The organism is Mycobacterium sp. OAE908 (genome assembly GCF_017872775.1).
Classification (GTDB): Bacteria; Actinomycetota; Actinomycetes; order Mycobacteriales; family Mycobacteriaceae; genus Mycobacterium.
The window spans coordinates 4,146,767-4,171,681 of record NZ_JAGGJL010000001.1; the positions used below are offsets into that span (position 1 = coordinate 4,146,767).

At 64.0% G+C, this 24,915-nt stretch carries 28 protein-coding genes; 17 read left to right on the forward strand and 11 right to left on the reverse strand.

Going from position 1 to position 24,915, the window contains the following annotated elements; all coding sequences use genetic code 11:
* Positions 1–3: 3 nt before the first annotated feature.
* Positions 4–840 carry a D-alanyl-D-alanine carboxypeptidase gene (locus tag J3E61_RS20455; protein WP_210084759.1) on the reverse strand — a complete coding sequence of 279 codons (837 nt, stop codon included), beginning with the start codon at positions 838–840 and terminating at the stop codon, positions 4–6.
* A gap of 62 nt (positions 841–902) precedes the next feature.
* Positions 903–1,781, reverse strand: a complete 879-nt coding sequence (locus J3E61_RS20460) for a D-alanyl-D-alanine carboxypeptidase (protein ID WP_210084760.1) — start codon at positions 1,779–1,781, stop codon at positions 903–905.
* Between the two features lie 46 nt (positions 1,782–1,827).
* Between J3E61_RS20460 and J3E61_RS20465 the strand changes: the two genes are divergently transcribed.
* The gene (locus J3E61_RS20465; RefSeq protein ID WP_210084761.1) at positions 1,828–2,250 is read left to right on the forward strand and encodes a nuclear transport factor 2 family protein; all 423 of its coding nucleotides are present in this window, start codon (positions 1,828–1,830) and stop codon (positions 2,248–2,250) included.
* A gap of 1 nt (position 2,251) precedes the next feature.
* Here the strand turns inward: J3E61_RS20465 and J3E61_RS20470 are convergent, their stop codons facing one another.
* Positions 2,252–2,881 (reverse strand): methyltransferase domain-containing protein, encoded by a 630-nt coding sequence (locus tag J3E61_RS20470; RefSeq protein ID WP_210084762.1) that lies wholly within the window; start codon positions 2,879–2,881, stop codon positions 2,252–2,254.
* Positions 2,882–2,899: 18 nt separating this feature from the next.
* Complete coding sequence (locus J3E61_RS20475; protein WP_192721217.1) at positions 2,900–3,391, reverse strand: nuclear transport factor 2 family protein; 492 nt, start codon at positions 3,389–3,391, stop codon at positions 2,900–2,902.
* Between the two features lie 205 nt (positions 3,392–3,596).
* On the opposite strand from J3E61_RS20475, the gene rpsP reads away from it, so the two are divergent.
* Genes rpsP through trmD form a run of 4 tightly spaced genes read left to right on the forward strand, consistent with a single transcriptional unit; the run spans position 3,597 to position 5,575 of the window.
* Entirely contained in the window at positions 3,597–4,121 is a 525-nt protein-coding gene (gene rpsP / locus J3E61_RS20480) for a 30S ribosomal protein S16 (RefSeq protein WP_192721216.1), read from the forward strand.
* A gap of 8 nt (positions 4,122–4,129) precedes the next feature.
* Complete coding sequence (locus J3E61_RS20485; RefSeq protein WP_003881089.1) at positions 4,130–4,372, forward strand: RNA-binding protein; 243 nt, start codon at positions 4,130–4,132, stop codon at positions 4,370–4,372.
* A 7-nt stretch (positions 4,373–4,379) separates the two neighbouring features.
* Complete coding sequence (gene rimM / locus J3E61_RS20490; RefSeq protein WP_210084763.1) at positions 4,380–4,898, forward strand: ribosome maturation factor RimM; 519 nt, start codon at positions 4,380–4,382, stop codon at positions 4,896–4,898.
* A complete protein-coding gene (trmD, locus tag J3E61_RS20495) occupies positions 4,898–5,575 on the forward strand; it encodes a tRNA (guanosine(37)-N1)-methyltransferase TrmD (RefSeq protein WP_210084764.1) in 678 nt (225 codons plus the stop codon). The genes rimM and trmD overlap by 1 nt, the downstream gene beginning before the upstream one ends.
* A 56-nt stretch (positions 5,576–5,631) precedes the next feature.
* On the opposite strand, the gene J3E61_RS20500 is transcribed toward trmD, so the two are convergent.
* Positions 5,632–6,576, reverse strand: coding sequence for a hypothetical protein (locus J3E61_RS20500; protein WP_192721213.1), 945 nt, complete (start codon positions 6,574–6,576; stop codon positions 5,632–5,634).
* Positions 6,577–6,890: 314 nt separating this feature from the next.
* On the opposite strand from J3E61_RS20500, the gene rplS reads away from it, so the two are divergent.
* From rplS to J3E61_RS20520, 4 genes are all read left to right on the forward strand, one after another.
* Positions 6,891–7,232, forward strand: a complete 342-nt coding sequence (gene rplS, locus J3E61_RS20505) for a 50S ribosomal protein L19 (RefSeq protein ID WP_064351209.1) — start codon at positions 6,891–6,893, stop codon at positions 7,230–7,232.
* A gap of 26 nt (positions 7,233–7,258) precedes the next feature.
* Positions 7,259–8,155: a signal peptidase I gene (lepB, locus tag J3E61_RS20510; protein WP_210084765.1), complete on the forward strand. Its 897-nt coding sequence runs from the start codon at positions 7,259–7,261 to the stop codon at positions 8,153–8,155.
* A gap of 17 nt (positions 8,156–8,172) precedes the next feature.
* Positions 8,173–8,892 carry a ribonuclease HII gene (locus J3E61_RS20515; RefSeq protein WP_210084766.1) on the forward strand — a complete coding sequence of 240 codons (720 nt, stop codon included), beginning with the start codon at positions 8,173–8,175 and terminating at the stop codon, positions 8,890–8,892.
* A 75-nt stretch (positions 8,893–8,967) separates the two neighbouring features.
* Positions 8,968–9,273 (forward strand): DUF2469 domain-containing protein, encoded by a 306-nt coding sequence (locus J3E61_RS20520; RefSeq protein WP_015306240.1) that lies wholly within the window; start codon positions 8,968–8,970, stop codon positions 9,271–9,273.
* Here the strand turns inward: J3E61_RS20520 and J3E61_RS20525 are convergent, their stop codons facing one another.
* Positions 9,274–10,371 (reverse strand): dihydrodipicolinate reductase, encoded by a 1,098-nt coding sequence (locus tag J3E61_RS20525; protein WP_210084767.1) that lies wholly within the window; start codon positions 10,369–10,371, stop codon positions 9,274–9,276.
* A gap of 243 nt (positions 10,372–10,614) precedes the next feature.
* On the opposite strand from J3E61_RS20525, the gene J3E61_RS20530 reads away from it, so the two are divergent.
* Complete coding sequence (locus tag J3E61_RS20530; protein ID WP_192721209.1) at positions 10,615–11,814, forward strand: cytochrome P450; 1,200 nt, start codon at positions 10,615–10,617, stop codon at positions 11,812–11,814.
* A gap of 10 nt (positions 11,815–11,824) precedes the next feature.
* On the opposite strand, the gene J3E61_RS20535 is transcribed toward J3E61_RS20530, so the two are convergent.
* The 5 genes from J3E61_RS20535 to J3E61_RS20555 form a co-directional block, all read right to left on the reverse strand.
* Entirely contained in the window at positions 11,825–13,063 is a 1,239-nt protein-coding gene (locus J3E61_RS20535) for a TetR/AcrR family transcriptional regulator (RefSeq protein ID WP_210085641.1), read from the reverse strand.
* A 181-nt stretch (positions 13,064–13,244) separates the two neighbouring features.
* Positions 13,245–13,793 carry a nuclear transport factor 2 family protein gene (locus tag J3E61_RS20540; protein WP_192721208.1) on the reverse strand — a complete coding sequence of 183 codons (549 nt, stop codon included), beginning with the start codon at positions 13,791–13,793 and terminating at the stop codon, positions 13,245–13,247.
* Positions 13,790–14,431: a nitroreductase family protein gene (locus J3E61_RS20545; protein ID WP_192721207.1), complete on the reverse strand. Its 642-nt coding sequence runs from the start codon at positions 14,429–14,431 to the stop codon at positions 13,790–13,792. The genes J3E61_RS20540 and J3E61_RS20545 overlap by 4 nt, the downstream gene beginning before the upstream one ends.
* Positions 14,432–14,442: 11 nt before the next feature.
* Positions 14,443–14,955 (reverse strand): hypothetical protein, encoded by a 513-nt coding sequence (locus tag J3E61_RS20550; RefSeq protein WP_210084768.1) that lies wholly within the window; start codon positions 14,953–14,955, stop codon positions 14,443–14,445.
* 9 nt (positions 14,956–14,964) lie between these two features.
* Positions 14,965–15,939: an SDR family NAD(P)-dependent oxidoreductase gene (locus tag J3E61_RS20555; RefSeq protein ID WP_210084769.1), complete on the reverse strand. Its 975-nt coding sequence runs from the start codon at positions 15,937–15,939 to the stop codon at positions 14,965–14,967.
* Positions 15,940–16,140: 201 nt separating this feature from the next.
* Between J3E61_RS20555 and J3E61_RS20560 the strand changes: the two genes are divergently transcribed.
* From J3E61_RS20560 to J3E61_RS20590, 7 genes are all read left to right on the forward strand, one after another.
* The gene (locus tag J3E61_RS20560; protein WP_210084770.1) at positions 16,141–17,823 is read left to right on the forward strand and encodes a VWA domain-containing protein; all 1,683 of its coding nucleotides are present in this window, start codon (positions 16,141–16,143) and stop codon (positions 17,821–17,823) included.
* A 153-nt stretch (positions 17,824–17,976) separates the two neighbouring features.
* Entirely contained in the window at positions 17,977–18,828 is an 852-nt protein-coding gene (locus J3E61_RS20565) for an AAA family ATPase (RefSeq protein ID WP_192721203.1), read from the forward strand.
* 66 nt (positions 18,829–18,894) lie between these two features.
* Positions 18,895–20,007 carry an ABC transporter substrate-binding protein gene (locus tag J3E61_RS20570; RefSeq protein WP_192721202.1) on the forward strand — a complete coding sequence of 371 codons (1,113 nt, stop codon included), beginning with the start codon at positions 18,895–18,897 and terminating at the stop codon, positions 20,005–20,007.
* Positions 20,008–20,011: 4 nt separating this feature from the next.
* The gene (locus tag J3E61_RS20575; RefSeq protein WP_210084771.1) at positions 20,012–21,154 is read left to right on the forward strand and encodes a spirocyclase AveC family protein; all 1,143 of its coding nucleotides are present in this window, start codon (positions 20,012–20,014) and stop codon (positions 21,152–21,154) included.
* Entirely contained in the window at positions 21,147–22,166 is a 1,020-nt protein-coding gene (locus J3E61_RS20580; RefSeq protein ID WP_210084772.1) for an SDR family oxidoreductase, read from the forward strand. Before J3E61_RS20575 ends, J3E61_RS20580 begins: the two co-directional genes overlap by 8 nt.
* Positions 22,159–23,643: an aldehyde dehydrogenase family protein gene (locus J3E61_RS20585; RefSeq protein ID WP_210084773.1), complete on the forward strand. Its 1,485-nt coding sequence runs from the start codon at positions 22,159–22,161 to the stop codon at positions 23,641–23,643. Before J3E61_RS20580 ends, J3E61_RS20585 begins: the two co-directional genes overlap by 8 nt.
* 11 nt (positions 23,644–23,654) lie before the next feature.
* Positions 23,655–24,869 (forward strand): cytochrome P450, encoded by a 1,215-nt coding sequence (locus tag J3E61_RS20590; RefSeq protein WP_192721198.1) that lies wholly within the window; start codon positions 23,655–23,657, stop codon positions 24,867–24,869.
* Positions 24,870–24,915: the final 46 nt, after the last annotated feature.

Here is a 24,915-nt window from a genome sequence, read left to right on the forward strand (position 1 = left end):
CTCTCAGCGGTATTGGCTGAAGCCCCAATCCAGCAGGCCGATCGCCTGGTCGTACATGTCGCCCGAGCCGTACATCTGCACGACGACGAGGTTGTGGCCATTGCGTTGCGCGGCGCCGACGAAGGTTTTCTGCGCCAGGTCGGTGTAGCCGGTCTTACCGACCAGCGTGCCGGGATAGCGCGACAGGAGTTCGTTCTGGTTGATGATCTTCTTGGGTCCGTCGTCGGTGGGGAACAGCGAGGACGGCTGCCGCACGATCGCGGCGAACGCCGGATAGCGAAGCGCCGCACGGTAGATCGCCGCGAGGTCGGCAGGCGTCGTGACCGACTCCATCCCTGGGCCGTCCAGACCCGACGGTGAGGAGGCGTGCGTGTTGCGTGCGCCGAGCGCTGCGGCCTTGGCGTTCATCTTCGCGACGGCAGCCTGATAGCCGCCGAGTCCCTCGGCCAGGGTGTTGGCCGCATCGTTGCCCGACACCAGCATCAGCCCGTCCAGCAGTTGACGCACCGTGTACGACCGGCCGTCTTTGACCCCGACGCATGAACACTCGACATCGGTGTTCGCGGGTGTCGCGGTGATCACGGCGGTGAGCGGAAGCTGGTCCAGCACCACCATCGCGAGTAAAGCCTTGATGGTGCTGGCGGGCGCGTGCGGCTCATATGGATTGCGGGAGGCCAGGATTCGGCCATTGTCGAGATCGGCGAGCAGCCAGGCCTGCGCAGGTCCCTGGGGCAGATCCACCGCGCCCGCTGGCTGGATGGCCGGCTCGGCCCACACTGGAGGCGCGACCATTACGGCCGCAGACAGCGTGATGCTCAACGCGGCCAATAACTTTCGCACGGCCGCCGAGCCTAGTCAGCGCGGTAGCCGACGAGATCTCGGATCAGTTGCGATTGCGCAACTTAAAGCGTGCCGACGCCGGCCCCGCCGTCCTGGGCGAAGCCCCAGTCCAGCAGCGCCGCGGCCTGATCCCAGTACGTCGGGCCGCCCTCTTTGATCAGTCCGTACATCATCGCGATCACCAATCGACGCCCGCCACGGTCGGCCGCCGCGACGAACGTCTTCTTTGCCGCGTCGGTGAAGCCGGTCTTGCCGCCGATGGTTCCGGGGTAGCGATGCAGCAGTTCGTCCTCGTTCACCAGCGGCTTGTCGCCGGTATCAGAGGGGAACATGGCCACCGGCTGCGACGTGATCTGGGCGAAGGTCGGATTGGCCATCGCGGCGCGGAAGATGATCGCCAGATCCCGCGGCGTGGTGAATCCCGAGCCGCCCGGCCCGTCCAGCCCCGACGGCGTCGACGCGTGCGTGTTCACCGCGCCGATGGACGCGGCCTTGGCGTTCATCTTCGCGACTGCGGTGTCGTAGCCGCCGATCATGTCGGCGAGCGCATTGGCGGCGTCGTTGCCGGACGCCAGCAGCACGGCGTCAAGCAGCTGGCGCGCGGTGTACACACGGCCCGGTTTGATACCCGCGCAGTTGCATTCGACGTGGGTGTCGGCCTCGGTGCCGACGACCGTCGCGTCGAGGCTGGGCAGCTCGTCCAGTGCGGTGAGCGCCAGCAGCGTCTTGATCGTGCTGGCGGGTGGGTGGGCGACGTCCATGTCGCGGCCGGCCAGCACCTGGCCGGTATCCATGTCGGCGATGATCCACGCGGGAGCGGGCCCGTCGGGAATCGGCACGCTGCCGACGGGTTGGATATCCGGATCGGCGGCCGCGAGCGGCGACACGGACAGCAGGATCAGACTCAGGCATGCGGTGATGACCGCGAAGAACCTCCCCATGGGGTCTGCAGCCTAACCGCGGCGCCTGATCGTGTTCAATCGACTCATGTTGAGCCTGGAAGAGATCTCCGACCGGTTCGAAATCCAGCAGTTGCTGATCGACTACTCGACGGCGATCGACTCTCGACGATTCGACGATCTGGACCGGGTGTTCACCGCGGACGCCTACATCGACTACCGGGCCATGGGCGGCATCGACGGCCGCTTCCCGGACGTCAAGGCGTGGCTGGCGGACACCCTGCCGAAGATCTTCCGGAGCCACGCACACATGCTGGGCAACTTCGATGTCCGCATCTCCGGCGACACCGCGTCGTCACGGACGTTCTGCTTCAACCCGATGGTGTTCGAAGGCGACACGAATCAGGTCATGTTCTGCGGGCTGTGGTACGTCGACGAGTTCGCGCGCACACCAGAGGGCTGGCGCATGACTCGTCGCGTCGAAGAGAAGTGCTTCGACAAGGTGGTGTGAGTCAGCCGCGTGTGCCGATGAGCAGGTAACGCGGTATCGGCTTGTCCTCAATCCGTCGTTGCTCCACTTGCAAGCCCGAATTCTGCAGTGCCGCAGCAATTTCGCCGACTGGCCTGATCGTGAAGCCGTGCTTCGCGAACGGCAGCCGCGCCATCACGTCCGGATCGCCGATGCCGATCACCGCGCGCCCACCCGGCCGCAGCACGCGCGCGAATTCGCGGCAGGCGCCGTCGAGCTCGGAGATGAAGTACACCGTGTTGACGGTGATCAGCGCGTCGACCGTGCCGTCGTCCAACGGCAGTTCGGTCAGCGAGCCACGCGCCAACCGCAGTCGGCGGTCGCTGCCGAACTTAGCTTTGGCCCTGCTCAACATGTCGTCGGCAATCTCGATGCCGTGCACCACGCCGTCGTTGCCCACGCGGTCCAACAGCAGTTGTAGTCCGAGGCCACCCCCGAAACCGATGTCTGCCACGACGCCGCCGCGCGCAGCCTGCGCCGCGTCCACCGCAGCGACGATCGCCTTCTCATTGCCCCGGTTGAGCGCCCGCGCCACAAAAGGGCTCAAGATGCCGTGGGGGCGGCCGAGTTGCCCGGCCACCGCGGACAACAACCGCTCGCGCAAGGACGTCATGGCTCCAGCATGCCCGGTTCAACGCATCGCTGTGCGCGCGACCTTCCCGATCACATCCCGGAGGCGGGGAGAGACGTATACGGAGATGAACATGTTGAAGATGTCCTCGCGCAGCCGCGTCAGCGTGGAGCTGGTGATCAGCCACTGGCCGTCGGTTTTCTCGTAGCTCTCGTGGTAGTGGCCGTAACCGCGCAGGTTCACTCCTGGCGCCAGCCGGACCACGTCCTCGAGGGCCCAGATGCCGCGGGCGGTAGTGGCCGAGGTCAGCTCGATCTCGGGCGCGTGCACCTGATGGGCGGTGGCCCGGTTTCCGAGGCTCTTGCTGGTGAACGCGACGAAATCGTCGGCGCCGCGGATCACCTTGCCGCCCGCCTGCGAGGTGTCGCTGAGGAAGTCGTCGCTGAAAATCCCACGCCACGCCGCCCAGTCCTTGGTGTCGAGGTAGCGGCAGTAGCGGGCCTTCAACTGTTTGATCGCCTCGATCTCGATCAGCGCGGCGGCGTCATCCATAGCCGAAGCGTGACACTATGGGTAGAAGTTGTAAAGCTCGACTGACCGCGATTTTCGCCGGTAGCGCCTGTTCTGGCACAATGGGCGGCTGTCTGGCGCACGACTACGGCTGTGCGGCGGTCACACACGTAAGGCAAAACCGGATCCGGGCATTCCGCCCGCATCGCCGAATTGCAGCGTGGCAACCACAGGAGATCGTTTCATCATGGCTGTCAAGATCAAGCTCACCCGGCTTGGCAAGATCCGCAATCCCCAGTACCGCATCGCTGTCGCCGACTCGCGCACCCGCCGCGACGGCCGCTCCATCGAGGTCATCGGCCGCTACCACCCCAAGGAAGAGCCGAGCCTGATCGAGATCAACTCGGAACGCGCCCAGTACTGGCTCAGCGTCGGCGCCCAGCCCACCGAACCCGTGTTGCAGCTGCTGAAGATCACGGGTGACTGGCAGAAGTTCAAGGGGCTGCCCGGCACCGAGGGCACGCTGAAGGTCAAGGAGCCCAAGCCGTCCAAGCTGGACCTGTTCAACGCCGCGCTTGCCGAGGCGGAGGGTGGCCCGAGCACCGAGGCCACCACGCCCAAGAAGAAGAAGGCGCCCGCCAAGAAGGCCGAGAAGGCCGACGCCGAGGCCCCCGCTGAGGCTGAAGTCGCGCCGGTCAAGGACGAGTCCGAGCCTGCCGCTGAGGGCGCGGACGCCACTGTCGACGGCGCCACCGAGAACACCGAGAGCTGACCGCGGCCATGAGCTCTGTCGTCGTTGACGCCGTGGAGCACCTGGTCCGCGGCATCGTGGACAATCCGGACGATGTCCGGGTCGACATGGTGACAAGCCGGCGCGGTCGCACCGTCGAGGTGCACGTGCACCCTGACGACCTCGGCAAGGTCATCGGCCGCGGCGGTCGCACCGCAACCGCGTTGCGCACGCTGGTCGCAGGCATCGGTGGCCGCGGCATCCGCGTCGACGTGGTGGACACCGACCAGTAGTGTCCCGATGGACCTGGTAGTCGGGCGCGTCGCCAAAGCGCACGGCGTCACCGGCGAAGTCGTCGTCGAGATCCGCACCGACGATCCGGACATCCGGTTCACGCCCGGTTCGTCCCTGCGGGGCAGGCCATCTCGGGGTGGCCCGGAAAGCCGATATGTCATCGATTCCGTTCGCGAACACGGCGGGCGACTGCTGGTGCGGCTGGAAGGCGTTGCCGACCGCAATGCCGCTGACGCGTTGCGGGGCACGCTTTTTCTCGTCGACTCGCAGGACCTGCCGCCGATCGAGGACCCCGATGAGTTCTACGACCATCAGCTCGAGGGGCTGCAGGTCGTGACGGCAACCGGCACTGTCGTCGGCTCGGTCGAAGAGGTATTGCACACCGCCGCAGGCGAATTGCTGTCAGTACGCAGCGACGAGGGCGAGGTGTTGGTGCCGTTCGTCAGCGCCATCGTGACGTCGGTCTCGCTCGCCGACCAGACGATCGTGATCGACCCGCCAGACGGCCTGCTGGAGCTGGGCTGATGCACATCGATGTCATCACGATATTTCCGGACTACCTGAACCCGCTGCGACAGTCGTTGCCGGGCAAGGCGATTGAAGCCGGCATCATCGAGCTTGCGGTGCACGACCTGCGGCGCTGGACCCACGACGTCCACAAATCGGTCGACGATTCGCCGTACGGTGGCGGCCCGGGCATGGTGATGAAGGCGCCGGTGTGGGGCGAGGCGCTCGACGAAATCTGCTCGGAGGAAACACTTCTGATCGTTCCTACGCCTGCGGGCCGGCTGTTCGGACAGGCCGACGCGCAGCGATGGAGCAGCGAGAAGCATTTGGTGTTCGCATGCGGGCGATACGAAGGCATCGATCAGCGCGTCGTCGACGACGCGGCCCGCCGGATGCGCGTCGAAGAAGTCTCGATCGGCGACTATGTGTTGCCGGGCGGTGAATCAGCCACGCTGGTGATGATCGAGGCGATCGTTCGTCTGCTGCCCGACGTGCTCGGCAATCCTGCGTCACACCAAGACGATTCGCATTCCAACGGCTTGCTGGAGGGGCCGAGCTACACTCGGCCGCCGAGCTGGCGTGGACTCGATGTGCCCGAAATACTGCTGTCGGGTGACCACGCGAAGATCGCGTCGTGGCGATACGAACAAGGGCTGCAACGCACGCGGGAGCGCCGCCCCGACCTGCTCAATTAAGGCGACTTGTGTGCGTTTCAGAGCGCTGAGCGCAACAAGACGCACACAAATCGCGGCTAGATCCGGCCGCCAGGGAACATCGTCTTGACGGCCTGGGTGATGGTGGCGCGGGCGGTGTCCGCATCGGTGGTCTGCATCGAGCCGATGGCCACGACGTAGCGGCGGTCCGGTCCGATCACGCCGGTCGACAGGTGCACCCAATTACCGCCGTTCCAGCAGCAGAACCAGCCCTGCTTGACGGCGACCGGCTCCGAATACAGCCCCTCGGGGATGCCGAACCGCTGCGGATACACACCGCCGGGCATGGTGCCGTCGATCGCCAGCGGTGTGGAAGCCGCCAGGTTGGACATGATGATGTTTGCCCGCTCCTGCGGCAACCCGCCGGTGCCGTCGAGCAGCTTGTCGTAGTACCGGACGAGGTCACCGGTCGTGCTCAACGTGTTGTACCAGCGACCGTCGTAGGGGGTGGTTGTCGCGCCCAAGCCGTACCGCCCGGTGACTCGCGAAACGATCGCGCTTCCGCCGCTTCGATTCCAGAAGACCTCCGCAGCGCTGTCGTCCGACGACCGCAGCATGGCGTCAAACGACTGCCGATCCTCGGGTGACAGCTGGGTCTGTCCCTTCGCCTCCTGCAGCATCAGGTCGTCGGCGATGAACAACTTGACCACCGAGGCGATCGGCATTGGTTTGTTGTTGCCGTTGGTGACAATTTGCCCGGTGTTTCGGTCGAGAACCGTGATGGTTACGTCTGCACCGGCCTTCGCGGCGTCGGCCGTCGCCTGTTTGGCCCGGGCGTCAAGGCCGGCGAACGTGGCCGCGGGCTCGTCGGGCGGGGATTCGGGCAGCGGGGCCCTGGTGCCCATCGGGGCGATAACGGTGAGCTGGGGCGCGGCGGGCGCGTCGGTGTCGCCGTAGACCCTGGCTTCGCAGCCGGCCAGCAAGGGCGCCAGGATGGCGACGGCAGCGGTCGCCTTCACCAGTGTCGGCGACGGCCGTCGCATGGTCCTCCCTTTGCGTTTCCCAATCCCGGATCAGGTTTGCCAACCGCCCTGTCGGTGGCCTCAAGCGTAGCGGTTGACTCGCATCGTCGCGTGCTTAGCGCCAGCGCGTTTCGGAAGGGTCTGGCTCGCGTCGTCGGGCGGCGATTTCACTCGATTTCAGAGATTGAAGTACGTCTGGCACAATTGAGCAGTTGTCCGCGCGGGCCTAGGCCGCCCGCTGCGAGACGCCCTGAACGCCCGAACAGATCGGCTCGGCTACCCGTCACATCGTGACGTAGGCGCCCGCAGTCGCCAACGACAAGGAAGTGTCACCGATGAACACGCTGGACTTCGTCGATCAGACGTCGCTGCGCGACGACATCCCGGACTTCGGCCCCGGCGACACCGTTAACGTGCACGTCAAGGTCATCGAGGGCTCCAAGGAGCGCATCCAGGTTTTCAAGGGTGTCGTCCTTCGCCGCCAGGGCGGTGGCGTCCGTGAGACCTTCACCGTGCGCAAGGAAAGCTATGGCGTCGGCGTCGAGCGGACCTTCCCGGTGCATTCGCCCAACATCGACCACATCGACGTCGTCACCCGCGGCGACGTGCGCCGCGCAAAGCTGTACTACCTGCGCGAACTGCGCGGCAAGAAGGCCAAGATCAAGGAGAAGCGCTGATCTCGCGCATCGACGAGGTCTGATCCTTGGCAACCGACGAGCCCGGCGGTAAGCACCGCGCTGGCTACTCTGATGCGGTGACCGACTCCACGGACCCGCAGGATTCGTCTTCCGACCCAACGCCCGAAGGCTCCGATTCGGTCACCGACGACGCGACCGACCCGGTCAGCGACGAAAAGGTCGAAGAACCCAAGAAGCGCGGTGCGGTGCGCGAAGCGGCGCTGCTGATCACCATCGCGGTGGTGCTCTATTACGTGATGTTGACGTTCGTCGCGCGGCCTTATCTGATCCCGTCGGAGTCGATGGAGCCCACGCTGCACGGCTGTACGGGCTGCACGGGTGACCGGATCATGGTCGACAAGCTCACCTACCGGTTCGGCACACCGCAGCCCGGCGACGTGATCGTGTTCAAGGGCCCGCCCAATTGGAACATCGGCTACAAGTCGATCCGCTCGAAGAACACCGCCGTGCGCTTCGTGCAGAACACGCTGTCGTTCATCGGTTTCGTGCCGCCCGACGAGAACGACTTGGTCAAACGGGTGATCGCGACGGGCGGACAGACTGTCCAGTGTCGCGCCGACACCGGGCTCACGGTGGACGGCAAGAAACTGACCGAGCCGTATCTGGATCCGTCGACGATGTTGGCCGACCCGAAGATCTACCCCTGCCTGGGTCCGGAGTTCGGGCCGGTGAAGGTGCCCGATGGGCGGCTCTGGGTGATGGGCGACAACCGCACCCACTCAGCGGATTCCCGTGCGCACTGCGGCAATACGCCCGCCGAGGCGCAGCAGGGACTGATCTGCACGGGTGACCCGACGCCTGGCACGGTGCCGGTAGACAATGTGATTGGAAAAGCACGGTTCATCGCCTGGCCCCCGTCGCGATGGGGTGGAGTCCACGCGGTGAACCCGCAGACTCAATAGCTCAGGGGGAGCTGCTCTTGCCGGCGACATGGCCTCCGCGAACTGTGATCCGGAAGTCCTCAGGCCTGCGCACCCTGGAGTCCGCGCTGTACCGCGGCGGACTCGGTCCGGTGGCGGGCGTCGACGAGGTCGGCCGCGGCGCGTGCGCCGGTCCGCTGGTGGTCGCGGCATGCGTCCTCGGGCCGAACCGGCTGGAGAGCCTTGCGGCGCTCGACGACTCCAAGAAGCTCAACGAGAAGGAGCGCGAGCGGCTGTTTCCGCTGATCCGCCGGTACGCGCTGGCCTATCACGTGGTATTCATCCCGTCCGTCGAGGTGGATCGGCGAGGCGTGCATGTCGCGAACATCGAGGGCATGCGGCGGGCGGTGGCCGGTCTGTCGGTGCGGCCTGGTTATGTGCTTTCGGACGGGTTTCGGGTGCCGGGCCTGCCGGTCCCGTCGCTTCCCGTCGTCGGCGGCGATGCGGCCGCGGCGTGCATCGCGGCGGCCAGCGTGCTTGCGAAGGTCAGCCGCGACCGGTTGATGGTCAACATGGAGGCCGAACATCCGGGCTACGGGTTCGCCGAGCACAAGGGCTACAGCACCCCGGCCCACAGTGCGGCGCTGGCCCAGCTCGGGCCCTGCAGCCAGCACCGATATTCGTTCATCAACGTGCGCCGGCTGGTGCCGGTCGGGGGTGAGCTCGTGCCGGAATCCGCCCTGGAGACCGAACCCGAGCAGCAGAGCCAATTGGGGTAGGGGAGAATTGGAAGTTGCGATGAGCGCTTGCGCGAAGAGCCGATGGCGTCGCCGATATGAAGGACAGCTGAGCCGATGAGTGCCGAAGATCTCGAGAAGTATGAAACCGAGATGGAGCTCTCGCTCTACCGCGAATACAAGGACATCGTCGGTCAGTTCAGCTACGTCGTGGAGACCGAGCGGCGGTTCTACCTGGCCAACAGCGTCGAGTTGGTGCCGCGCAACTCCGAGGGCGAGGTCTACTTCGAGCTGAGGCTGGCCGATGCCTGGGTGTGGGACATGTACCGACCGGCCCGGTTCGTCAAGCAGGTCCGGGTCATCACGTTCAAGGACGTGAACATCGAAGAGGTCGAGAAGCCCGAGCTCCGACTGCCCGAATAGTCAGCCGAACGCGCCCCGCGGGATCGTCAACGGCAGGTCGACCGAGCTGAGTAAGCCGGCGGGTGCCGCGACGACGTACGGCACGGCGTTGACAACCCGCATGGCGGTGGCAACCATCGCGCCCGCCCCAGACGTCATGCCCTCGATGCCCGCCGCCTTGCGGTCGCGAACCGTGGCCGCCATGGTGCAGTCAATGTCGGGTTGGCCGGTGATCACGACGCGGTAGCCGAGCGCGCCTGGCAGCGTGGGCCAGTCGGGCGCGACGTCGGGCGCCAGCCGGGTTACGTGTTCGATGACGATGGCTTCGCGGCCGTCGACCACGCCGATCGCCTGCATCCGCAATGCGCCGCAGGTGCCGGATTCGACGGTGCCCATCGCCACCTCGAGTGTCCGATCCGTCACCGCGCGATCGAACGTCTCGCGCACCTCTTGAACCTCGACACCGAGCGCCTCGGCGACCATCCGTATCTGTCCCTGCCACTCTCCTGCGATGGCACCGGGAAAAGCGATCCACGGTTGGTAGTCGAGCGGGCGACCGAAACCCATTGCGTCGCTCATGATGTCGGGCACGCCGTAGTCGTCGTACAGGCCGATCTCATACGCGTGGATCTTCTCGATCCGCGACGACTGCGTGGTCAGCACCAGTGGCAGGTAGTCGGCGGCGAATCCGGGTTCGATGCCCGACGCGTACAGCGACGCCTGGCCTTCTTTCGCGGCGACGGTCAATTGATCGCGCCACTCGGCCGGCTCGTAGGCGTGCGGGTTCACCAATCGAGTGGTGCTCGTCGTCACGACGTTGATTCCGGCGCGCAGCAGTCGGACGTAGTCGGGGACCGCGAGGGCGTCGCGTTCGGGACCGCTGGCCGCGTACACGACACAGTCGGGGTTGAGCGCGATCAGCGCGTCGGCATCGGTGGTGGCTTGCAGACCGATCGGCTCGCCGTTGGCCAGTTCGCCGGCGTCCTTGCCGTTCTTCTCCTGCGAGTGCACCCACACCCCGACCAGGTCGAGGTCGGGCCGCTGGTGGATCGCGCGGATGGCGATCGATCCGATGCCGCCCGTCGCCCACACCACGACGCGGTGCTGACCTTCTGCCATGTCGACTCCTCGAGAGCTATCGCGTACGACTGTCGGATCGCTTTAGAATAGTAATCACTATTATATGCGAGGGGAACAAAATTTAGGTTAGAGTCCGTGCCGAGTTTGGTGTGAACGAGAGGTAGGCCTGTGACATCCCCGCTGAGAACGGCTATGTGGTCGAAGCGCCGGCAGGGCTGCTGAGCTCGCTCGACTTGCCGAACACCCTGCCGCGCTATGCATTCGAATGAAGAGGAGGCCGACATGACGACCGGCGCGAACGCCACCGATCTCTATTACGACCCGTTCGACTTCGCCATCGATGACAACCCGTACCCGATCTGGCGGCGGATGCGGGACGAGGCTCCGCTCTACCACAACGAGAAGTACAACTTCTATGCGCTGAGCCGGTACAACGATGTTGCGCGTGAACTGCACAACTGGGATACCTACCGGTCAGGCAAGGGCACGACCATGGACATCATCATGAGTGGTGTCGAGGTGCCGCCCGGCGTAATCCTTTTCGAAGACCCACCGCTACATGATCTTCATCGGCGTGTGCTGTCAAGGGTTTTCACGCCGCGCCGGATGGAGGCCATCGAGCCGCTGACTCGTCAGTACTGCGTACGCGCGCTCGATGAGCTGGCAGGTGCCTCGCGATTCGACTTGATCACCGACTTCGGGGCGCTCATCCCGATGCGGACCATCGGCTACCTGCTTGGCATCCCCGAAGAGGGACAGCAGCAGATCCGGGACAACACTGATGCGTCGATCGGCCTCAAAGACGGTAGTTTCCTGTCGGTGTCGAGCGCCACCTTCGAGAATGCGTACCAACTGTTCGCCGACTACATCGAATGGCGTGCCGAGCATCCGTCCGACGATGTGATGACGCAACTGCTCAACGCGGAGGTGGTCGAGGACGGTGAGCTGCGACCGCTGACGCGCATCGAGGTGCTGACATATACGAGCATGATCGCTGGCGCGGGCAACGAAACGACCACTCGGCTGATCGGCTTCATCGGCCAACTACTCGCCGAGCACCCCGACCAGCGACGCGAACTCGTCGAGGATTTCTCGCTGATTCCCCGCGCGATCGAGGAAGTGCTGCGCTACGAGTCGCCGTCGCCGGTGCAGGCCCGCACAGTCGCCCGCGACACCGAAGTGCACGGGCAGACGATCGCGGAGGGTTCGATCATGTTGCTACTCAACGGTTCAGCCAACCGGGACGAGCGGCAGTACCCCGACGGAGACAGTTTCGACATCCACCGCACCGGATCGCATCTCTCCTTCGGTCAGGGACTGCACTTCTGTCTCGGATCGTCGCTGGCGCGGATGCAGGCGCGGGTCGCGCTCGAAGAGATGCTGACGCGGTGGCCGGAGTGGGAGATCGACCTTGACGACGCGGAGATGGCGCACACATCCAGTGTCCGTGGGTGGGGGAGACTGCCGCTGATCACGGGTTGAGAAGGGATGGTCACATGTCGCGCACAGCGATTCCCCGCAGGGTCGTGTCTCGCGCGAGAATCAATGCGTTCCGCGTCCCGATTTCCTGAAGGATGTTCTCCGGAATCCACTGCTCGCCGATGATGCACCGGGCGAGCAGGTCGGCGGTCGGACTGTCCACCTGTATCTCGCCGGCGCGCATGCCCTCGGAAAGGAGTGCTTTCATCTGCCGGATTCGTGTGGTGAACGACCATGCCGGGGTGGACGTGTCCGGAGGCGTCTGCCGCAACCACGCCAACTGAATTCGGAACTCGTCGGGGAACTGGTCGAGCGCGTTGACGTTCAACCAGCTCAACGCATCCAGCTTCTCGACTGTGGTCGAATCCGAACGAACGATGTCGGTCCATGCGCCGCCGACCTTGTGCCCGAATTCGAGCATGATCGACATCAACAGCTCGTCCTTCGAACCGATCACCCGGTACACAGTGCCCGTCCCCAACCCCGCGGCCGCCGCGATGTCGCGGATCGTGGTCATCTCATAGCCGCGGCGACCGAATTCGGCCCGTGCCACCGCGCGCACATGAGCGGCCTTCAGGTCCGTGTCATTCTCGGTGTCGACCCAGCTGTCGATCACCTGCTGCGCCACTGCGAACGCGTTCGACTTGTCCAATTCGGTGTCGGTGGGCGGGTCGACGGCGAGTCCTTGCAGGGCGATCCGGCTTTTCAGCCTGGCCACCTCAGTGGCCGAGGCGTTGTGGCGAACGACGTCGAGACCGGCGTGCAACATGCTTTGGCAGAGGCGATCGGCCAGCGTGGGGAGGTCGATGTCTCCTCGGATGTATCCGCTCCAGCGGCCGGCGCGTAACGCCTGCAACATCGCGGCCTGAATTTTCGTCGGCGGCCGTTTCGCCAATTCGACGAGCTCCGGGTCGGTGCTCGGACCCTCGTAGAACGACATTTGAAGAGCTGCGCGATGTTCCACCGCGCAGCGAGCGATCTCGCATCCGAGTTCCGTGATCTGCTCGGAGGCCGGACGGGGATCGGGCTGATCGATGCGTTCGAGGGCGCGATCACCGACGCGGTCGAGATCGATGTGGTAACGCCGGATCAGTTCGACCAGGATCGCTTCCTTGGATTCGAAATGGTGATACAGGCTGCCGGCGAGGATGCCTGCGGCGTCGGCGATTTGCTGCAGCGAGCTCCGTAGTCCCGTCGTGGCGATGACAGTGTCGGCCGTTCTCAGGATCTCGGTGCGCCTGGTGGCATCCACCGTTGGCTCTTCCGTGACGGCAGAGAGCTTGGCGGTGCGATGGCCCTTCTCGCTCGCGGGACGGCCGCGGACGGACCTCCGCTTCACGGCGTCGGCGTCGGCCATCGCTGAGTCCTCCTTCGCCGGTCGTCGCGGGTGCGGACCTGAGAATTGATCCTACCGAGCGCGGAACGGTCGGCGCTCACTCCGGTGTCGCGTGCCGCACGGCCACCAGCGGACGGTCGTACGAGGCATCGGACCTGTCATGGGTGGCGACCCTCATCGTCGGTGCCATCATCGCGATCACCTCGTCGGTGACCAACGACGTCGACTCGGCGTTCCACTCGACCACACAGACGCGGTCGACGATCGCCCACCGCCCATCCCTTCGCTCCAACCGGTCCACGTATCGACCGCCAGACAGCGTCAGGTGATTCGCAGGCTCCTTGTCGGTGCCGACGAACAGGTAGTACGTCTCGGCGTGCGCCTGGTCGCCGTCGATGTCGGCGGTGTGGTTGAGCAGGTAGTGCTGGTACCTGGTCTGCGTCGAGTGATAAGCGAACGCCCAATCGATGAAGTCGTCCACCTCACCGACGAAGCCGACGTGATCGTCGACAGCCCCGTCGTGGTACGCAGACCGGAGGATCTCGCGATCGCGGCGGTCCATCCCTCGCGCATAACGTTCGATGCAATCCCGGATCTCGGTGCGAGCCTCGAGGCGGGCTAGGCGCTCCTGCAGATCTGCATTCATTGGCAACCCCATTCGTTGACGGCAATAACTTCTTCCAGATTGCGACGAGGCGTTGGCGCGAATACGTGTCCGGTGCGCAACCTTGCGACGGGAAGGAGGCAGCCCTGGACGAAGGTCGCGGGAATGCCCAGCAATTCGCCGACTTCTCGCTCGTGTTCGAGGTGCATCGTCGTGATACACGTGCCATAACCGCGCGAATGCAGCGCGAGTTGAAAGTTCCACACAGCGGGGAACATCGATCCGTAGAGGGTTGCCAGGTAGAAGGACTCGTCGCCGTCGGTGCGCGGGTAGCTTGGCTCGTAACAAGGGATCACGAGCACCGGTACCTGGTGCAGGTTCTCGACGAGGAACTCCGTCGAGGACATCAGTTTGGCCTCCGACGTGCCTGCGGGCATCAGGCCGGAAACCAGCTGACCGCCTACCTTTTTCAGGTAGGTGTCGCGGTAGATCTCGGCGATTCGTGCCCGCAGCGACGGTGCGGTGACGACCATCCACCGCCACGCCTGCTGGTTCGAGCCGTTCGGCGCGTGCAACGCGATCTGCAAGCATTCGCGGATCTCATCCAGGGCGACCGGAGCCGCCAGATTTAGCGCCTTGCGTGCGGACCTCGTCGTGGTGAGCAATTGGTCGATGTCCACGGCTGCCTCGACTACGTCGCGATCTTCGACGCGAGGTCGAGCACGGTAACGGTGTCGGTGCCTTCTTTCTTCAGCCGCTCCGAGGATCGGACGCCAAGATCGACGTCGGTGGCCTGGGCGCGCAGGGCACCAACGGTCAGCTGCTCCTTCGGAATGTGGCTGAACATATCAAAGTTGTACAGCCGCAAGGCATTCCCGTGGGTAATCTTGTGGTTCGGCGCTGCCGCCACCCCGTCGGCGTTCATGTCACCGATCCGCTCGTCGATGTTGTAGCAGCCTTCGCGGATCTCGGACAGTTTCGTCGGTTCGGCGCCGTACTCGTCGGGAGGACGGCCGGCGACGGCGTTGAGACCGACATTGGTGGCCTCCGCACCTTCGAAAACCCAAGCGTCCGTGCCGTCTTCGCGTTGGATCAGCTTGGGAACGTCGTCCTTGTACTTGGCGGGAATGTGGTTGTCGAACAGGCCGGGTGGTTCGACCATGTGGTTGTCCACGGAGACGAGAACCATGTCGTTCATGTTCACGGGCACTCCTTAATTCCTTGTGGGTTCCGGAAAGGAGACGTCGGCGTTGTCGGGCATTGCGCTGATGCCGCGGCGGTCGCACACCTCGAGGACTTCGTCGACGATGGAGTCGGGCACGATGAATTTGTCGGTCGCCGAAATCTGTTTGATGTGTGCGAGGACATCGTCGGCCGTGGGCTCGGTTTCTGAGTCCGCCAACCAGCCGTCAGCGAGTCCCATGAACACGCGCGCGTAGCGCCCTGCGCATGCCGAGTAGTTGCGATGGGTGAAGTCGCAATCGGCGCTGGCAAGGAGGACTACGAGGGGCACCACGAGTTCCGGCCTGATCGCGCGCATGAACCCTGATTCGGCGAGGAACTTTTCGTCGCCGACGGTCTCGGTGACCATCCGCGAAAAGCCGGTCGGAAGAACGGTGTTGGAAAGAATGCCGTGCGCGGCGCCTTCGATGGCGATGACGTTGGATAGTCCAACAAGGCCGGCTTTAGCGGCAGCGTAATGCGCTTCCATCGGCTGGCCGAAATTTCCCGCCGACGAGGAGATGAAGACGAAGCGCCCGTACTTCTGTTTCGCCATCACCTTGTACGCGGGCTGGCTCAGATAGAAGCCGCCGTCGAGGTGCACTCGCAACATCTGCCGCCAGCGGTCGGGCGAGATCTCGTCGAACGGGATGCTGTTGAAGATGCCGGCATTGCTGACGACGGCATCGAGTCGGCCAAAGGTCTCCACTGCGGTGGCGACGATTGTCTGCCCACCCTCGGGGCTGTCGACCGAGTCGTAAGATGCGACCGCCCGGCCACCGGCGTTGGTGATCTCCTCGACCACCTGGTCGGCGACGCTGGGGTCGACACCCTGACCGCCCATGGTGCCGCCCAGATCGTTGACCACCACCGCGGCGCCCCGCTTCGCCAGGTCGAGGGCGTAGAGCCGGCCGAGCCCGCGTCCCGCTCCGGTCACGATCGCAACCTTGCCATCGAACTCGATCATCGCGGACTTCTTACCAATTGGTCACTGCAGTCGTCGTTGAAGAAAACCTCGGCGAAGTCGGCATCGGGCCAGGGGTACGAGAAATCCACGTGTCCGAACAACCTCATCTGACTTGGTGCTTGATTGACTCCACTTCAAGCGGACTCTACGGTGGAACAATTATTAGGTCAACATTGCGCCGGTGTGTGAGGAGGTGGCCCGATGGTCGCTGATGTCGACACCGAGCGTTTGCAGCTGCTCGGAATGTTGGCCTCCGCACTTGCGGGCCGTCCGCTGGCTGTGGCCGCCGGCGGCGCGGGCGAACCGTCGTGGACCGACGGCCAGACAGTGTTCGTCGATCCGTCCGTACGCGCCCGCGCCAATCTCGAATCGGTAGCCGTACACGCGTCGTTGCTCGCCGCGGACAGTCTCACGCCCGACGTCGTCGACCAGCTGATACGGCGACCCAAACTGGCCAAGCGCTACTTGGCCGTCGAGGGACACCGGGCGCTGGTTGCCAACAATGATCTGCTGCCCGGCGTACTTACATCCTTGGCCGATCGCAAGCTCGCATCGCTCAGTGATTCAGCGGCATCGTCTCTTCGCATTGCGACCGCCAAGGATCCGCTTTCCGACCCGCCAACCGGGTTCGGTGTCATTCGCGCGAAAAAGCTGGCGGCGGCCATCAAGCGCACCGAGGCCGACGACCCGAAGGCCGGTCACGTGGCGCGCAAAGAGGCCAAGGGCGAGCTGGAGGCGCTCGACGAGGAGGCTGTCGACGACAGTGACGAGCCCGATGTGTTCACCAACCCGGTCGGTGGCGGCGGCTTCATCGGGAAATTGTTGAAGAAGATGTTGTCGTCGGCGCGTAAGACGGGGAGCGACGGCGGCGGACCTCCCGGCGCGGACACGCCGACCCACCGAACGAATTCGGCCAATCGGGGCGTCTACGCGGTGTCCTCGACCGCAGTGGCGACGGGAGAGGACGCCGCCGACATCAAGCAAGACGGGCTGAAGTATCCGGAGTGGGACGCCTCCCGCGGCGTCTACCGCCCAGACTGGTGCACGGTGCGCGAAGTCGAGCCGAAGATCAAGCCGTTCGCGACGCAGGCCATCGAGAGTGCGATCGGGGTGCGCCGACCGCTGGCCCGGCTCGGTATGGGCTTGCACCGCAGGCACCGTCAGCCGCAGGGGGACGACATCGACATCGACGCGGCTGTGGAGTCGCGGGTCGAGGTGATGGCCGGTTCGGTGCCTGACGAAGCCGTTTACCTCGACAGCCTCCGCAGGCGCCGCGACCTGTCGGTGCTACTGCTGCTGGACATCTCGGGGTCGACCGCCGAACCGGGGACACTCGGACGCACTGTGCACCAGCAACAGCGGACCGCGGTCGCCAACCTCGCGGTCGCACTGCACGATCTGGGCGACCGGGTGTCGTTGTACGCCTACTACTCGCAGGGCCGGGCGGCGGTGAGCATGGTGCCGGTCAAACGGTTCGATGAGCACCTCGACGCAGGCATCTTCAGACGACTCAACAGCCTTGAGCCGGGTGCATATTCGCGACTGGGAGCGGCGATACGACACGGGTCGTCGGTGCTGGAGAAGCGTGGGGGAACTTCCCGGCGGTTGTTGGTCGTGCTGTCCGACGGCCTGGCCTACGACCACGGATACGAGCGTGACTACGGCGCCGCGGACTCGCGTCGAGCTCTGAACGAGGCGCGGCGCCGGGGGATCGGGTGCGTGTGCCTCACGGTGGGAGCGGGCACCGACGTGCGATCGTTGAAGAAGGTCTTCGGCAGCTCCGCGCACGCCACCATCGGCAGGCCCGAACAACTCGCAGGTGTCGTCGGTCCGCTGTTCAGATCGGCGGTGCGCGCCGCCGAGATGCGGAGACGGGTGTCGTGAGATTCGTCCGCGAACTCGGAAATGTATTGCCCAACAACACTATTCAATGTATGCGGTCACCGAGAAACCGTAGCCTTCACATGCTTGAAACAAACATCTGTTCCGATTAGGCTGTGGGTGGTCGCATCGATGCGGCTGATACGGAAGGGCACTATGGCAAACGAGGCCGGGCTGGCGGAGCAGAACGGCGCCAGGCCGCACACCGAATCGGCGCGCCCGTATTACCAGTCGGTGGGTAACGAGGAGGCGGTCTTCAAGGCGGCCTACCGTCAGGGACTTTCGCTGGTGCTGAAGGGCCCTACGGGCTGCGGCAAGACCCGCTTTGTGGAGGCGATGGCGCACGATCTCGGCCGACAGTTGATCACGGTGTCCTGTCACGACGATCTGACCACGGCCGACCTGGTGGGCCGGTATCTACTGCGGGGGGATGAAACGGTCTGGGTCGACGGCCCGCTGACCCGTGCTGTGCGCGAAGGGGCCATCTGCTATCTGGACGAGGTCGTGGAGGCCCGGCAGGATACGACCGTCGTGTTGCACCCGCTGGGCGATCACCGGCGGCAGCTACCGATCGAGCGGCTGGGCATCACCCTCGACGCGGCACCGGGCTTCGGCCTCGTCGTGTCATACAACCCCGGCTATCAGAGTGTGCTGAAGGACTTGAAGGACTCGACCCGGCAGCGCATGGTCGCCATCGAATTCGGTTATCCCGCCCCGGAGGTCGAGGAGGCAATCGTCGTCCACGAATCGGGTGTCGATGCGCCGACTGCGGCCGAGCTGGTCAAGTTCGCCCAGGCGATCCGCCGACTGGAGACCGGGGGACTGCGCGAGGTGGCGTCCACCCGCGTGCTCATCGCTGCAGGTCAGCTGATCTCCGAAGGGCTGTCTATCAGCGATGCGGCGAGAGCCGCGATCGCGGGACCACTTACCGACGACCCCACGGTGGGTCGCGGGCTCGACGAGATGATCCATGTCTATCTGGGCGGGGCCACGCGCGACAGGCAGTGATTGACGTTGCGCGGCGGGGGACGCTAGGGTCTGAACAAATATTAGGTTTGGTGCAGCGGAGGCCACATGTCGTATGTCAGCGGGGCGGAGCCGATCAAAGTCGGCTATTTGATGGACTTCACGCTTGCCGCGGACTTTCCGAAGGAATTGCTGGATTCGTTCGTCCAGTCCTTAGACCTCGTTTTCGAGGATGCCCTCGAAAAGGGGATTCTGGATCGGCGCGTGGAGGTGATCTACAAGGAGGTCGAGGGTCTTCCCAAGGGCACCGTGAAAGCGGTGATCGACGCTTATGCCGAGCTTGTCGACGAGGGTTGCCTTGTGGTGTTCGGGCCCAACATCACCGACAACGTGGTTCCGACGCGCGAGGCGATCGAAGAGCGTTTCAAGGTGCCGGCGATCAGTGTCACCGGGACCGACGACTGGTTGGGCGAGTGGACGTTCTCCTTCCCGCAGGGTTCGATGACCGATGAGCCCATCTTCATCGCCGACCTCGTGGCAAAGCGGGGATTGACCACGGTCGGCATCCTGGTCGAGCAGAACCTGATCGGCGAGTCGTACTTGAGCAACATGCGAAAAGCCTGTGTTCGCAAGGGTATTCGGATTGTTGCCGAGGCGCCCATCGCTCAGACGGCGCAGGACTGCAGTGCTGCAGTGGCCTCGCTGCATGCGGCAGGGGCCGAGGCGATCGTCCACTTCGGCTTCGGGTTTGGCGTCGTCTTCATCAACCCGGCCCTCGAAGCCCTCAATTGGGATCCGCCGCGCTTCACCACCACCGCCTTCCAGAACGCGTGGATCAATCCCGTGATGTGGAAGGCGTTCATGGGGTGGATCGGTGTCGACCAGTACGACGAGGAGAACAAGCTCGGCCAGGACTTCCTCGACCGCTACGAGGCCAAGTACGGCAACCGTCCCGAGTATTGCGTTTCCGTGGTCAATCACGATATCGCCTCGACGTTGGTGCGTGCTTTCGCCGATGCGCATCCGTTGAGTCCTCGCGGTGTCAAGGAGGCAATCGAGCGGGTGAAGATGATGCCCGCGGCCTCCGGTGCGCCCGGGACGCGCGTGTCATTTGGCAAGTGGACCCGCCGGGCCTGGATGGGCGCGGGGTACCTCGTCGCCCGGACCTTGGACGCCGACGGCGTCAATTCGCATTTGGTCGACCGATTTGGTCAGGAGTGAACGCATGAGCACCGAAGAATCCACGCCGCTACTGGTTGATTCCCGAAAGCAACCACCCAGGGGGCGAAGAGGAAAGGGAAGCCTGGGGTCGTGGCTGGCCGGTATCGGCCTGCTCGCATTCATCGGCTTGTTCATCGCGGTTTCGCGTACTGCGCTCGATCCGCGAGTGGCCAATCCCAACACTGTCGGCAGGCCGCGTCCGGTGGACTATCTCTTCGACTTCACCGGGTGGATGGGGTTCATCCAGGTCGCCACGGCGCTGATGCTGGTGACCCTCGTGGTCGTTTTCATCGTGGGCTGGCGACGTAATCCCGGCAGTCCGGTGATGTTGATGTTCTTGGTCACGACGTTGATCGTCTGGCAGGACCCGATCATGAACTGGGCGCCGTACGCGGTGTACAACCCCGACCTGCTGCACTGGCCGGAGTCCTGGTATCTGATCATGATGTCGCCGACGGTCGAGCCGTTCATCGTATTCGGTTATGTGACATTCTATTTCGGACCGTATTTCCCGGCAGTCTGGATTCTTCGCAGATGGCAGGCCAAACGCGGTCCCGAAGCATTTGTCAGCAGGCATCCGCTCATCAGCCTGGGCGGACTGGTGCTGGTTATCGGCTTCGTGTTCGATGCAATGCTTGAAGTCGGATCGATCCGCACCGGTCTGTACATCTATTCCCAGGTGATTCCCTTCGGGTCGATATTCAACGGCACCCCATTCCAATTCCCGCTGATTTGGGAATCCCTCGCGGTGACGTTCGTGATGATCCCGGCGGCCATCCTCGTCTACCGCGATGACACGGGGAAGTCGGTGGCCGAAAAGCTGGCCGCGAGAGCCAAGCTGTTTCCGACCAAGCCGGTGCTGGGCACGTTCTTGGTGATGTTTGCGATCATCAACGTTGCGTACTTTGCCTACGGCGGATGGTTCTGGGCGATCAAGGCGAGCGGGTTGGCGACATCGGTTGCGTGCCCGTGGCCGTATCCCGAGGCGAAAGTGTATGACCCGCAGGGGTATTACCGGGCCAATGGAGCCGAGGGGCCGTATTCGGTCGGTAAGTGGGCCACCTGGCAGCAGGGACCGTTCCGCAATGTCGACGTCGAGCTGGGGTCGAAGAGCATGCGTTGTGCGGCAGGAAGTCAGCATGGCTGAGCCGCGCAGCGTCGTCATCACCGGCGCCTCACGAGGACTCGGGTTCGCGTCGGCGTGCCATCTGTACAAGCAGGGCTGGCAGGTGGTGGCCGCGATGCGGTCAGTCGATGCGGGCATGGAGCAACTACGTGAGGCGACTGGAGCGCGCGAAGGTGATCCACGCTTGATCGGGGTGACCGTCGATCTCACCGACGCAGCGTCCGTGGCAGCCGCGGGGAAGTCGATCTTAGAGATGGTTGGCGCTCCTTATGGATTGGTGCACAACGCCGGTATTAGCCCGACAGGGATGGTCGAAGAGACGCCGATGAGCGTATGGGAACAGACGTTCGCGACGAACATCTTCGGTCCGGTGGAGCTGACCAAGGCGCTACTTCCCTCCATGCGCAATGCCGGGCAGGGACGCATCGTCCTGGTGTCCAGCGCAGCTGGAGTCCGTGGAATGCCGGTAACCGCAACCTATTCCGCGGTCAAGGGTGCGCTCGAACGGTGGGGCGAGTCGATGGCAGGTGAGGTCGCAGCATTCGGGATCGGGGTCACCATCCTGGTCGCCGGCTTCTACAAGACCGAGATCATCACGAATCCGCGTGCCGCAAGCTACTGCGATTTCGACGGGCCGTATGCATCCCACCACAGCGCCTGGGACAAGCGTGGTTTCGAACAATTGGCCGTACGTATGGCAAGGCCGCCGGAGCAGTTTGCCGTCAGACTGGCCGAGGCCCTCGATGATTCGGCGCCGTTCGTCAAGCGGGGGATCGACAATGACGCGCGAATGTTATTGGTCGCCAACCGCCTTTTGTCCGGCGCCGCGATGCATCGCATGACGCGGTTGATGATGGGCATACCGCGGTTCGGCGCCATGCGCGGGGGAGCATATCCGTTGACCGCGAGCCAGCGGGCAATGGTCTTCGCGGCGAAGGTTCTTCCCCAGCCCGTGCTACACCGACTGGCGTCGCTCGCGGCGCGGCGTTCAGCCACCACGCACGCTCCAAATGGAAGTGAGAGCAATGGCTGACACACCGAAGGTTTCGTTCGAGTCGAGGATGCTGATCGACGGCAAGCTCGTCGACGGTGAGTCAGGCACGTTCACCAACATCAACCCGGCCAACGAGGACGTGCTCGGCGAGGTCGCAGACGCGTCGAAGGCCGACATGAACCGTGCCATCGACGCAGCGCGGCGTGCGTTCGATAAGACCGACTGGTCGACCAACAAAGAGCTGCGTAAGCGTTGCCTGCTGCAACTCCACGACGCGATCGAGAGCGAATTGGAGGATTTGCGTGAGGAACTCATCCTCGAGGTCGGCGCGCCCAGGGCGGTGACCCATGGTCCGCAGTTGGATGCTCCTCTTGAAGATGGCCTCAAATACCCTGCCAGACTGATTGATTCCTTCGAATGGGAAACCGACCTCGGTGACAAGGTCATCTCCGTGACCGGCGTCAACACCAGGCGCAAGGTCTGGCATGAGCCGGTGGGCGTCGTCGGCGCGATCGTTCCATGGAACTTCCCTTTCGAAGTCACCATCAACAAGCTCGGGCAAGCCCTGGCCACCGGAAACACCGTGGTCCTCAAGCCCGCACCGAACACACCCTTCAACGCCACCCGATTGGGCCGGCTCATTGCCGAGAAGACCGACATCCCGGCGGGTGTGGTCAGCGTCGTGACCGCATCAGATCACTTCGTCGGTGAGGAACTGACCCTGTCGCCGAAGGTCGACATGATCTCGTTCACCGGTTCGACCGTCGTGGGCAAGCGGATCATGGAAAAGGGCGCGGCTACGGTGAAGCGGCTGTTCCTCGAACTCGGCGGCAAATCGGCGACGATTGTGCTCGATGACGCGGACTTCAATACCGCCTGCCTGATCGGAATCGGCCCGCTCATGCACGCCGGCCAGGGTTGCGCGACGCCCACCCGAATGCTGTTGCCGCGCAGCCGTTATGACGAGGGTGTGGCGATTCTCAAGGGTCTGTACGAGAACATAAAAGCAGGCGATCCGCAGGACCCGGCCACCATCTGCGGACCGGTGATTTCGGCGAAGCAGCAACAGCGCATCCTGGGCTATATCCGCAAGGGTGTAGACGAGGGAGCGACGATGCTCGTCGGAAGCGCCGAGCCGCCGAAGGAATTCGACAAGGGCTTCTGGGTCACCCCAACACTTTTCACTGACGTCGACAACTCGATGACGATTGCTCAGGAAGAGATTTTCGGGCCCGTGCTTGCTGTCATCGCCTACGAGGACGAAGAAGACGCGATCAGGATCGCCAACGACAGTGTGTACGGGTTGGCGGGAAATGTGATGTCAGGCTCGACGGATCGCGCGTTGGCCGTCGCGCGTCGGCTGCGTGCCGGGTTCATCGGCCTCAATGGCACCGCTGGATACAGCGCCGATACACCGTTCGGGGGCTATAAGGACAGCGGGGTCGGACGCCAGAACGGCCTGGTCGGCTTCAGCCAATACACAGAAGTGAAATCCGTCGCCTACCCGGCGACTTGATAGGAGCCAGCATGTCAGAACTGTTCGACCAGCTCGAAGACTTCGCGGCGTTCGATGATGTCGTATCGGGCGACGTCCGCGACCCCTACCCGGAGCTGGCCAAACAACGCCACGACACTCCGATCCAGCGCATCGATATGTCGACGATGCCCGGCGAGGAGGGCAAACCTGTCTTCATCGTCTACCGGCACGAGGACATCCAGACCATGCTGCGCGATCACGAGACCTTCTCGTCGCAGGCCGTGATCCAGATCTTCGGCGACGTCTTGGGTCATGGGGTGATGCTGGGTATGGATGAACCCATCCATGGTCGGCTCCGCTCCTTGGTGACGAAGGCGTTCACCCAAAAGGCCCTGGCGCGTTGGGAAGACGAGATCGTGGGGCGTATCGGCAACGAGCTGATCGACCAGTTCGCTTCGGACGGCAAGACGGACCTGGTCAAGACGTTCACATTTCCGTACCCGAGCCGCATCATCGCCGCCCTGCTCGGCCTGCCGGAGGAGGATTTCCCGCAGTTCCAGCGTTGGTCGATCTCGATGCTGAGCTACACCATCAACCCCGAACGCGGTCTGGCGGCGTCGAAGGCCCTTGTCGACTACTTCACCCCGATCCTGGAGGCGCGCCGAGCCGAACCTCGCGAGGATTTGATCAGCAGCTTGGCGGCCGCCGAAATCGATGGACAAAAGCTCGCCGACGAGGACATCTACTCCTTCATCCGGCTCCTTCTTCCGGCTGGTGTGGAAACCACCTACCGGTCGCTGGGTAGCTTGCTATTCGCGCTACTGACCCATCCCGACCAACTCGATGCGATCCGCGCCGACCGCTCGCTGTTACCCCAAGCCATCGAAGAAGGCGTGCGCTGGGATGCGCCGCTGCTCAACATCACTCGCGTCGCCACTCGCGACACCGAGTTGGCGGGAGTGCCCATTCCCCAGGGATCTTCGGTCATGCCGATGCTCGGTGCGGCCAACCGCCAAGAAGATCGCTACGTCAAACCCGACGCCTTCGACATCTTCCGGCAGGCGAAAGTGCCCATCAGCTGGGGGCACGGAGTCCACGTATGCCTGGGCATGCACCTGGCCCGGTTGGAAATGCGTACCGCCATCAACCTGCTCCTGGACCGACTACCGAACCTCCGCCTCGACCCTGACGGCGACGATCCGCACATCCGCGGCATGGTGTTCCGCTCACCAACGTCACTGCCGGTGCTGTTCGACCCGGCTTGAGAGGGTTCGCGGCTCGGCGTGGGTGCGAGTCCGATTGCAGGCAATG